The sequence below is a fragment of the Streptomyces sp. NPDC014995 genome, from assembly GCF_043080745.1.
Taxonomy (GTDB): domain Bacteria; phylum Actinomycetota; class Actinomycetes; order Streptomycetales; family Streptomycetaceae; genus Streptomyces.
Window position 1 is genome coordinate 411,376 of record NZ_JBIBVX010000007.1, and the last position, 9,548, is coordinate 420,923.

10 protein-coding genes and 1 pseudogene are annotated in these 9,548 nt (G+C 71.9%); 2 read left to right on the forward strand and 9 right to left on the reverse strand.

Translation table 11 applies throughout. The annotated features are described in order from the left end of the window. The first annotated feature begins 683 nt into the window (after positions 1–683). Both ACF1A1_RS17430 and ACF1A1_RS17435 read left to right on the forward strand, forming a co-directional pair. Positions 684–1,742 (forward strand): nitrous oxide reductase family maturation protein NosD, encoded by a 1,059-nt coding sequence (locus ACF1A1_RS17430; RefSeq protein ID WP_392000683.1) that lies wholly within the window; start codon positions 684–686, stop codon positions 1,740–1,742. Positions 1,743–1,863: 121 nt separating this feature from the next. After that, the gene (locus ACF1A1_RS17435) at positions 1,864–2,892 is read left to right on the forward strand and encodes a methyltransferase (RefSeq protein ID WP_392000684.1); all 1,029 of its coding nucleotides are present in this window, start codon (positions 1,864–1,866) and stop codon (positions 2,890–2,892) included. Positions 2,893–2,980: 88 nt separating this feature from the next. Here the strand turns inward: ACF1A1_RS17435 and ACF1A1_RS17440 are convergent, their stop codons facing one another. The 9 genes and pseudogenes from ACF1A1_RS17440 to ACF1A1_RS17480 all read right to left on the reverse strand — a co-directional run. Further along, positions 2,981–3,313 carry a TcmI family type II polyketide cyclase gene (locus ACF1A1_RS17440; protein WP_392000686.1) on the reverse strand — a complete coding sequence of 111 codons (333 nt, stop codon included), beginning with the start codon at positions 3,311–3,313 and terminating at the stop codon, positions 2,981–2,983. A gap of 20 nt (positions 3,314–3,333) precedes the next feature. After that, positions 3,334–3,813, reverse strand: a complete 480-nt coding sequence (locus ACF1A1_RS17445) for an SRPBCC family protein (RefSeq protein WP_392000688.1) — start codon at positions 3,811–3,813, stop codon at positions 3,334–3,336. 1 nt (position 3,814) lies between these two features. After that, entirely contained in the window at positions 3,815–4,072 is a 258-nt protein-coding gene (locus tag ACF1A1_RS17450; protein WP_392000689.1) for an acyl carrier protein, read from the reverse strand. A gap of 31 nt (positions 4,073–4,103) precedes the next feature. Next, positions 4,104–5,354 carry a beta-ketoacyl synthase N-terminal-like domain-containing protein gene (locus ACF1A1_RS17455; RefSeq protein ID WP_392000691.1) on the reverse strand — a complete coding sequence of 417 codons (1,251 nt, stop codon included), beginning with the start codon at positions 5,352–5,354 and terminating at the stop codon, positions 4,104–4,106. Continuing rightward, positions 5,354–6,619: a beta-ketoacyl-[acyl-carrier-protein] synthase family protein gene (locus ACF1A1_RS17460; RefSeq protein WP_392000692.1), complete on the reverse strand. Its 1,266-nt coding sequence runs from the start codon at positions 6,617–6,619 to the stop codon at positions 5,354–5,356. The genes ACF1A1_RS17455 and ACF1A1_RS17460 overlap by 1 nt, the downstream gene beginning before the upstream one ends. Beyond that, on the reverse strand, positions 6,616–7,026 hold the full coding sequence (locus tag ACF1A1_RS17465) for a cupin domain-containing protein (protein ID WP_392000694.1): 411 nt from the start codon (positions 7,024–7,026) through the stop codon (positions 6,616–6,618). The genes ACF1A1_RS17460 and ACF1A1_RS17465 overlap by 4 nt, the downstream gene beginning before the upstream one ends. A gap of 70 nt (positions 7,027–7,096) precedes the next feature. Then, on the reverse strand, positions 7,097–8,254 hold the full coding sequence (locus tag ACF1A1_RS17470; protein ID WP_392000696.1) for a SchA/CurD-like domain-containing protein: 1,158 nt from the start codon (positions 8,252–8,254) through the stop codon (positions 7,097–7,099). A gap of 151 nt (positions 8,255–8,405) precedes the next feature. Next, positions 8,406–9,137 (reverse strand): class F sortase, encoded by a 732-nt coding sequence (locus ACF1A1_RS17475; RefSeq protein WP_392000698.1) that lies wholly within the window; start codon positions 9,135–9,137, stop codon positions 8,406–8,408. Positions 9,138–9,255: 118 nt separating this feature from the next. Continuing rightward, positions 9,256–9,548, reverse strand: a pseudogene (locus ACF1A1_RS17480) (hypothetical protein); the annotation flags it as partial.

Sequence of the window (9,548 nt, forward strand, 5' to 3'; positions counted from 1 at the left end):
GCGCGCCGACACCGGCTCCCGGCGGCCACGACCCGGCTCCGGTCCCGACCCGCGGATGCGGAGCCGTGGCCCTCTCGGTGAACTCGCCGCCGGCCGGAGCGCGGAGACCCTCTCCGCGCTCCTCACCGAGGCGCGCCTCCCGAAGGCCGGCCGGCTCGCCGCCCACTGCCCGGGCGCACTCGCCGGTGTCCGACAGTGCCGCGTCAGGACCCGAGCCCGGGCCCGCCGCACCGAACGTCCCGCTCCTGCACGAGCCGGCCACCGGACTCCACCCCAACCGCACGACCGGACAGCCGACTTGCCGCGCCACCTGGCCCGCACCCACCGGCCGGCCGTCGCCTTCCCCGGCCACCCCCGGAGGTCGCCGAACGGCTCGCGGACGAGACCGTGCGCCCCGGCCCCGTCCGTCCCGGCCCCCGTCCGCCCGTGGCACGACGCCCGACAGTCCCGCCCCCGCTCCTGGCCGGCCCTACGGAGACCGCCGTCACGCCGGCGGCGGGGCCGTGTCGTGGAGACAGGCCCTGCCGCCGGGGTGTTCGCGGCCCCGGCGCACCCCGCGGCCCGAGCCGTGCCGGGCGCTCCCCGACCGCCCCGACCGCCTCCGGTGCGGCCCGCGCGCATGACACGCCGCCGGATGGTCCATCCCACTTGCCCGCGAACGATCCAGTCATATGGTGCGCAATATGAAGAAATGCCATATCGCGTACCTCGCGTGCACCGCGGCGGTCGTCGGGGCGGGACTCGGCGCCGCTCCGTCGGTCGCCTCCCACACGACCCACGTGGTCCATCCGGGACAGTCGATCCAGAAGGCCGTGGACGCGGCCAAGCCGGGTGACACCGTTCTCCTGGCCCCCGGCACCTACCGGGAGAGCGTCAAGATCGGCACGTCGGGGCTGACCCTGCGCGGCGCGGGCCGCGGCACGGTGATCTCACCCGGCACCGCGAAGGCGGCGGGCAGCTGCGCCAAGGCCGGCAACGGCATCTGCGTGGAGGGGAAGAAGAACCGCCCCGTCCGGAACGTCACCGTCGACTCCCTGACCGTCACCCGCTTCACCAAGTCCGGGGTGTCCGCCGTGTGGACCGACCGGCTGACCGTGCGCAACGTGACCGCGGCGAAGAACGGCGTCTGGGGCATCGCGCAGGAGCGCTCGGTGCGCGGCGTGTTCCGCAAGAACACCGCCCGCGACAACGGTGACGCGGGCCTGTTCCTCGCCAACACCATCTCCGCCGAGGAAGGAGCCGCGGACACCCGGGGCGCGGTGGTCGAGCGCAACCGGCTGGAGGGCAACCGGATCGGCGTCACCGTGCGGCGCCTGCGGAACCTCACCGTCACGCACAACCACCTCACCGGCAACTGCGCGGGCGTGTTCCTCGTCGGCGACGAGAACAAGCCGAAGGCCGGCGCCCTCACCGTGAGCGACAACCGCATCAAGCGGAACAACAAGTCCTGCCCCAAGACCCCGCGGCTGGACGCCCTCCAGGGCTCCGGCATCGTCCTGACCGGCGTCGAGGACACCGTGGTGACGCGGAACGAGATCAGGGACAACGTCGGCGCCTCCCCGCTGTCGGGCGGCATCGTCCTGTTCAAGAGCTTCGTCGGCACCCCCAGCGAGCGCAACCGGATCACCGGCAACGTCCTGAGCGGCAACTCCCCGGCCGACCTCGTCAACGCGGACATCGGCAAGGGCAACACCTTCCAGGGCAACACCTGCCGGGCGTCCCGGCCGACGGGACTGTGCTGACCGGCCGACCCCGGCCATCCGCGCGACCGAGACGGTCCGCGCAACCAAGTCAGTCCGCGCAACCAAGTCAGTCCGCGCAACCAAGAAAGTCCGCGTAACCAAGAACGAAGGAAGGCGGCACATGACGACCGCTGAGACTGCTCCACCGCCGTCCATGCGACTGAGGGAGCTGGCGTTCGGGGCGGCATGTGCCGCCGCCCTCCGCGCCGCCGCCCGGCTGGGAGTCGCCGACGCCCTCGGTGACAGCCCCATGTCCGTGGAGGACCTCGCCGCGGCGGTGAAGACCGAACCCCGGCCCCTCAGACGGCTGTTGCGGGCCCTGTCCTGCTACGGCGTCTTCACCGAACGGCGCGACGGGACGTTCGCGCACACCGACATGTCCCGGCTGCTGCGCGAGGACGACCCGCACAGCCTGCGCTACATCACCCTGTGGTGCACCGAGCCGTGGACCTGGGACGCCTGGCCGCAGCTCGACGAGGCGGTGCGCACCGGCCGCAACGTCGTCGAGGACCTGTACGGCAAGGAGTTCTTCACCTACCTCAACGAGGACGCTCCCGAGTCCGCGGAGGTCTTCAACCGGGCCATGACGACCTCCAGCAGGCAGTCCGCCCGGGACGTCGCCCAGTTCCTCGACCTGTCGGGGAGTTCGTCGGTCGCCGACATCGGCGGCGGCCAGGGGCACGTGGTGGCGAGCCTGCTGGAGAAGTACCCGTCGCTGCACGGCACCCTGCTCGATCTGCCCCGCGTGGTCGAGAACGCCGACCCACGGCTGCGGGCCGGAGGCGCGCTCGCGGACCGGGTGCGCATCGTGCCCGGTGACTGCCGCGCGGCCGTCCCGGTCCAGGCCGACGTGTACGTCATCAAGAACATCCTGGAGTGGGACGACGACAGCACCGCCCGGACCCTGCGCAACGTCATCGCGGCCGGCGGGCCCGGGACGCGGGTCGTGGTCATCGAGAACCTCGTCGACGACACGCCGTCGATGCGGTTCAGCACCGCCATGGACCTGCTGCTGCTCCTCAACGTCGGCGGCGCCAAGCACACCACCGAGAGCATGGTCCGGCGGCTGACCGACGCCGGGCTCGTCATCGACGACGTCCGCCCGGTCAACCCCTACCTGCACGCGTTCGACTGCACCGTCCCCCGGTAGCCACCCCGGGGACCACCTGCGCAACCACCGGTCGCCGGGTCCGCGACACGCGCGGACCCGGCGACCGGTGGCCGGTCGAGGGGTGCCCTCAGCCGGTGGAGTCCCGCTCCCAGCGGTAGAAACAGTGCGCCATGGCGTCCTTCGGCGAACGCCAGGTCGCGGGGTCGTACGCGGAGACGTACGCCTGGAGCCGATCGCTGATGTCGCGGAACGCGGGGTGCCCGGCCACCTTGGCGATGGCGGGGCCGGGGTCCTGCTCGGACTCGATGAGGTGCAGGTACACCTCACCGAACTGGAAGAGACTGCGCCGGGCGACGCCCACGAGGTGCGGCAGCTCTCCCCGGTCGGACTCCTCGAACAGCTTGGCGATGTCGGGGGCCGACCCCGGAGCCATCCGGGCGACGATCAGGGCCTGGTGCATGATCCGGTCCTCCTTCCGGCTCAGTCGGTCACGGACGGCACGGACCCGCGGTTCGCGGCGGCCTTCTCGATGCGGTCCCGGATCAGGGCCAGCTGGACCTTGGAGTTCCGGTTGATGTTGTCGGTCATCCAGGCGTCGTCGACCGGTGCGTCCGGCTTCATCTCGAAGTCCTGCGTCCAGACCATCCGGGTCCCCCGGGGGACCTCCTCGTACTGCCAGTGGATGTTCATGTACGCGAAGGGCCCGGTCTCGACGCGGCGGGCCCTGACGCTGAGCGTGTCGCGGTCCGTCTCCCGTTCCGAGACCCAGCTCCACACGGTGCCGTTCTCGTCGGGGTGCATGGTCAGCCGGAAGGTGGTCCTGTTCCCCTCCCGCGACATGATCTCCGCTGAGGCGTACTCGCTGAACAGGCGCGGCCAGTTGGCCACGTCGTTGGTCATGTCCCAGACCAGGTCCAGCGGCGCGGCGATGGTGATCTCGTTCTGCGTGTGTCCGGCCATGTCACGCTCCTGCCGGAAGGGCGCTGTTGACGAGGTCGAGGAACTGCCGGGGCGTCTTGCAGCGCTCCGCGTCGGGCGGCATCGGCGCGCCGTAACGGTTCTCCAGCTCGCCCACGATGCCCAGCAGACCCAGCGAGTCGATGCCGAGGGCGTCGAATCCGGAGTCGGCCCGCTGCTGGAGTTCCTCCGGGGCGACGGTGACCCCGGCGGCGTTCTTCATCAGCTCGGACAGTTCTTCCACGGTGATGCGGTCATTCATGCGGTTGTTCTCCTTTTGCTCCGTGGCCTCGTCACGAGGCGTCGGCGGCGCCGTGCCGCAGCACCAGCGCCGAGTTCGAGCCCATGAGCCCCCGGCCGAGGACCAGCGCCGTCCGCACCTCGGCGGCGCGGGCGCGGACGGTCACCAGATCGAGGTCATGGCAGATGTCGAAAACATTGGGGGTGGGCGGGATCAGGCCGTGCTCCATCGCGAGCACCGCCGCCGCGGCGTCCAGCACGGGCGCCGCGCAGTACCCCCGGCCGATACCGGTCTTCGGCGCGGTGACCGGTACCCGCCTGCCGTGCGCACCGAGCGCGTCGGTGATCGCCAGCGCCTCGGCACGGTCCGCCTCCGGTACGCCGAGGGCGTCGGCGAAGACCACGTCGATCTCCTCCGGGGCGCAGCCGGCCTCGTCCAGGGCACCGCGGACGGCTTCGGCGAGCCCCTCCCGGGACTCCGCCCAGCGCGAGGCCCCGGTGAACGTCGCCGCGTGGCCGGCCAGCGTGGCCCGCACCCGCGCACCCCGCTCCCGGGCCGAACCCTCCTCCTCCACCACGAACATGGCGCCGCCCTCGGCGGGCACGAACCCGCAGGCGCCCGCGGTGAACGGGCGGTAGGCGCGCGACGGGTCGTCGGCGGTGCTCAGCTCCTCGTATCCGAGCTGGCACACCACCGAGTACGGCGCGAGGGGCGCCTCCGTCGCCCCCGCCACGATCACGTCGGTGCCGCGCCGCACGGCCCGGGCCGCGTGGGCGAGGGCGTCCAGACCGCCCGCCTCGTCGGCGGCGACCACCGAACAGGGGCCCTTGAAACCGCGGCGGATGGAGATCTGGCCGGTGCTGGCGGCGTAGAACCAGGCGATCGACTGGTACGGCCCGACGAAGCGGCTGCCCTTGCCCCACAGCCGCTGCAACTCGCGCTGCCCGAACTCGCCGCCGCCGGAACCGGCCGCGGTGACCACGCCCACCCGGAACGGCTCACCGGACGTGTCGGCCTGGCCGAGGCGGGCGTCGTCCAGCGCGAGGTCGGCCGCGGCCATCGCGAAGTGGGTGAACCGGTCGGTCTGGACGAGATAGCGCTCCTCGATCGCCGCCGACGCCTCGAAGTCCCGGATCTCGCCGGCCACCCGCAGCGGCAGGTGCTCACAGCCCTCGCGGGTGACCCGGTCCAGGACGCTGATGCCCTCCTGGGTGGACTTCCAAAAGGACCCCGTGCTGGTTCCGTTGGGCGCGACCACACCGATGCCGGTGACGGCCGCGCGCCGCGGATGCGGTTCGCTCATCATGTCCTCCCTCTCGGCCGGGTCAGGATCACCGCGGACTGGAAGCCCCCGAACCCGCTGCCCACGGAGAGAACGGTGTTCAGTCTCCGCTCGCGGGCGACCCGCGGGACGTAGTCCAGGTCGCACTCCGGGTCCGGGGTCTCGTAGTTCGCGGTGGGCGGTACCACCTGGTGGGCCAGGGCCAGCACACAGGCGACGACCTCGATCGCCCCGATCGCGCCGAGGGAGTGGCCCACCATGGACTTGATGGAGCTCATGGGCGTGTCGTAGGCGTGCTGCCCCAGGGCCCGTTTCACCGCCGCCGTCTCGTGACGGTCGTTCTGCTGGGTGCCCGACCCATGGGCGTTGACGTAGTCGACCGCCGAGCCGTCGAGCCGGGAGTGACCGAGGGCTTCCTCGATGGCACGGGCCATCTCCAGACCCTCCCTGGTCAGGCCGGTCATGTGGTAGGCGTTGCCGAAGGTGGCGTAGCCGCTGAGCTCGCAGTACACGTGGGCACCGCGGGCCCTGGCGTGCTCCAGCTCCTCCAGGACGAGCACCGCGCCGCCCTCGCCCATGACGAACCCGTTGCGGTCGGCGTCGAAGGGACGCGAGGCGTGGGCGGGGTCGTCGTTGTTCGGGGACGTGGCCTTGATCGCGTCGAAGCAGGCCATCGTGATCGGCGATATCGGCGAGTCCGAGGCACCGGCTATGCACACGTCGGCCCGGCCCTCCTCGATCGTGTGGAAGGCGTACCCGACCGCGTCGAGCCCCGAGGTGCAGCCCGTGGAGACGGTCTGCACCGGGCCGCGCGCCTCGAACCGCTCCGCGACCGTGGCGGCCAGCGTGCTGGGCGCGAACGCGCGGTGCAGATGCGGCTCCGCCTCGCCGTGGTCGACGTCCCAGCGCTGCCCCTTGTGGCTGACCAGGACGTAGTCGTGCTCGAGACGGGTGGTGCCACCCACCGCGGTCCCCAGCGAGACCCCGACCCGCCACGGGTTCTCCCGGCCGAGGTCGAGGCCCGCGTCCCGGACCGCCTCCTCGCCGGCGACCAGGGCGAACTGGATGTACCGGTCGCTGCGGGCGATCTGTTCCGGGTCCAGCCCGTGGGCCGCCGGGTCGAAGTCGCACTCGGCGGCGATCCGCGAACGCAGACCGGCCGGGTCGAAGAAGGTGATGCCCCGCGTCGCGGTGCGCCCGTGGGAGAGCAGGTCCCAGAACGCGGGGACACCGATGCCGCCCGGGGCGACGACGCCTATGCCGGTGACCGCCACGCGCCGGCTCATGAGCGGACCACCGGCACGGCGTCGGTCTCCTCGGTGTCCACGTGGCCGAGCGGCGGGCTCGGGGCCAGCGGGCCGAGGTGGAAGACGATACGGGCCTCCACGTTGCCGACGTTGCGGAAGCGGTGCCGCATGTTGACGGGGATCATGAGGCCCTGCTCCGGCCGCAGCGGGTGGGGCTCGCCGTCCAGGTCGACCTCCAACTGCCCGCAGACGACGTACACGAACTCCTCGGAGTACGGGTGGTAGTGCTCACCGATGCGGTCGCCGGGCCGCACGATGGCCACGCCCATGAAGCCGCTGGTCGAGCCGACCGTGGCGGGCGTGAGCATGGCGCGCAGATCGCCGCCGCGCCGGGTGTTGGGCTCGACCTCGCTGAGATCCACGATTCTGGGACGGGATGTGATCACGACGTTGCTCCGATCGTGTGCTGTGTCGACAAGGGGCCGGATGGCCGCCACGACCCGCGTGCCGGACGGATCAGGCGCGGGGCGAGTGGCGGTCGGTGACGAGCTGCATGCGGGCGAGCCCGAGGTAGCGCGTGAGGTCGCCGTGCTTCGGCACGGAACCGCCCGCACCGGCGGCGCCCTCCGGGAACGCCGTCAGCTCCGCCGCCTGCGCGGGGTCCGGCAGGCCGACGGAGAGCGCGGGGTCGCCGGCCTCGAGGTCGCCCCGGACGTCGATCAGCCGCACCACGACGTCGTCGCGCTGGAAGATCGTGCTGCACAGGACCGGGTTGCGCGGGTCGTCCGCCGCCGCCTCGTCCTGCTCGGCGAGCAGTTGGGCCAGCCGCATGCCACAGCCGGGCCGGGCCGGGTAGTACAGCGCGTGCCGCTGCGCCGCCGGGTCCTCCCGCTCCGCCGTCACATGGTGGACGGCGGGCAGCGCCGCCCGGGTGAAGAAGACCCGGGCGGACTCGGGGTCGTCGAGGTCCCGGTGCTGCTCCAGATACGGGTTGATGGCCTCCTCGACGGCCCGCACCTCGGGCTGCCGGGCCACGTGCCGCAGCGCCGCGAGCAGGTCGCCCCGCACCTCGATGGCGCGCACCACGCGGTTGCCGTGCATGAACAGCGAGGTGCGGATCAGCCGGGTGGTGTCGTCGACCTGCGGCTCGGGCGGGTCGTAGTTGGCGAGGATCTTCGCGACGGTCTCCTCGCTGCCCGGCCTGACGGTGAAGGTGAGCGCGTGACGGATCACGCCGTCACCGATCCGGGGAGACGTCTGGAGCCGGCGCTTGCCGGGTTCGGCGTCCGCCGCCGGGCCGCCGGTCTCCCGGACGACGTGGAAGCGCAGCGACCTGGTGTCGCGGACGCAGCTGTGCAGCGGTTCCACCATCCGCACGTGCTCCTCGCTGTTCACCCAGGCGAGGAACGGCGGGGCGCTCTCCCACTCACTGGTGATGAGCCACTGGGAGGGGTTCTCGATCGACTGGCACAGCTGGTCGCTGACGTGCCCGGGAACGGACGCCACCTGGTTGCACAGTTGCTCGTACGCCTCCAGGAACTGCTGCTGGGCGCCGTCGTTGACGTCCACCAGCAGCACGACCCGGAGCCGGGAGCCGTCGAACACGGACTGGGAGACGCGGGGCGAGACCTGTCGGGTCGTCGGTTCATTGGAAGCGGGTGCGGTGATGGTCATGCGGAGCACATCTCCTTCGGGGAGGCAGAGTGGCGGACTTCATGTGCGGCGACGCGGTGCGAGCGTGCCTCGATCCTCAGCCGGTCCCCACCAGTGCGCGATTCGGATGGACTACGCGAGTGACCGGCCGCGTCGGACGGGTTCGGCGAACTCACCTGAGATGGGCGAAGACCACGAGGTTGGCCGTGTAGTCCTTGGCCGAACGGTCGTAGTCACCCGCGCAGGTGATGAGCCGGACCTGCGCCTCTTCCGTGTCGGCGTACACGCGCTGGCTGGGGAAGTGGTCCTTGTCGAAGGTCTCCACGTCGTCGACCACGAAGGACGCCTTGCGCCCGTCGGCCCGTTTGACGTGGAAGACGTCCCCCTTCTCCAGTTCACTCAGTTCGGCGAAGACGGCGGGGGAGGTGGCCGTGTCGACGTGCCCGGCGATGATCGCGGTGCCCTTCTCCCCGGGGGAGGTGCCGTCGGCGTGCCAGCCGACGAGGTTGACGTCCTTGGCCGGCGGGGCTTCGAGCTGCCCGTTGGCGGCGATGGAGAGGTCGGTGAAGGGAGCGTCCACCGAGATCTTCGGGATGAGCAGGCGCACGGGCTTCGAGCGCGGCAGATGTTTTCCGGTCGCGGGCCGGGAGGGGGAAGCGGAGGGGGAGGAGGGGGAGGAAGGGGAGGCGGAGAGGGCGGAGGCGGGGGAGGAGGAGGGCGACGCGGCGGCCTGCGGGGCGTGCGGCGGGCGGGACGGGGCGGACGAGGTCTCGTTGCCGCCGATCAGGTTCAGGGCCAGGAGCAGGAACACCACGGTGCACAGGACGGTCACGGTTCCGCGGGACCCCTGGCCGGTCGGCGCCGGCTCGGCGTCGGCGGGGGAGGAGGGAGGAGGGACTGCCATCGGGACGACCTCACTAGCGCACGGCAGCGGAGCGGGGGGTGGAGGGCGGGTGGGGGGCGGGCCGGGGCCGCCACGGGGTGCGTCGTGGCGGCCGCGGCTGCTATCGCGTCGGGCATGGTCAGGCCAGGCCGTGGGCGGACTTCTTGCGGCGGACGACGTACAGGCCGGTGCCGGCGAGGGCGAGGACGGCCATGCCGCCCGCGGTCACGCCGGGCTGGGCGAGTGCGCCGCCCCCGGTGTGCACACCGCCGCTGGGCTTGTCGTGGCCGCCCTTCCAGGACTTGTCCTCGTCCTTGCCCTTGTAGCTCTCCGAGTCGTCCTTCTTGCCGTACGAGTCGTGGTCCTTCTTGTCGTACGAGGAGTCGTCCTTCTTGTCGTAGGAGTCGTCCTTCTTGTAGCCGTCCTCCTCGT

Coding starts and splice junctions, on each gene's coding strand:
- ACF1A1_RS17440 (WP_392000686.1), bottom strand. CDS start 3,313: ATGCACCAGGCCCTGATCGTCGCCCGGATGGCTCCGGGGTCGGCCCCC.
- ACF1A1_RS17445 (WP_392000688.1), bottom strand. CDS start 3,813: ATGGCCGGACACACGCAGAACGAGATCACCATCGCCGCGCCGCTGGAC.
- ACF1A1_RS17470 (WP_392000696.1), bottom strand. CDS start 8,254: ATGACCATCACCGCACCCGCTTCCAATGAACCGACGACCCGACAGGTC.
- ACF1A1_RS17435 (WP_392000684.1), top strand. CDS start 1,864: ATGACGACCGCTGAGACTGCTCCACCGCCGTCCATGCGACTGAGGGAG.
- ACF1A1_RS17460 (WP_392000692.1), bottom strand. CDS start 6,619: ATGAGCCGGCGCGTGGCGGTCACCGGCATAGGCGTCGTCGCCCCGGGC.
- ACF1A1_RS17455 (WP_392000691.1), bottom strand. CDS start 5,354: ATGAGCGAACCGCATCCGCGGCGCGCGGCCGTCACCGGCATCGGTGTG.
- ACF1A1_RS17450 (WP_392000689.1), bottom strand. CDS start 4,072: ATGAATGACCGCATCACCGTGGAAGAACTGTCCGAGCTGATGAAGAAC.
- ACF1A1_RS17475 (WP_392000698.1), bottom strand. CDS start 9,137: ATGGCAGTCCCTCCTCCCTCCTCCCCCGCCGACGCCGAGCCGGCGCCG.
- ACF1A1_RS17430 (WP_392000683.1), top strand. CDS start 684: ATGAAGAAATGCCATATCGCGTACCTCGCGTGCACCGCGGCGGTCGTC.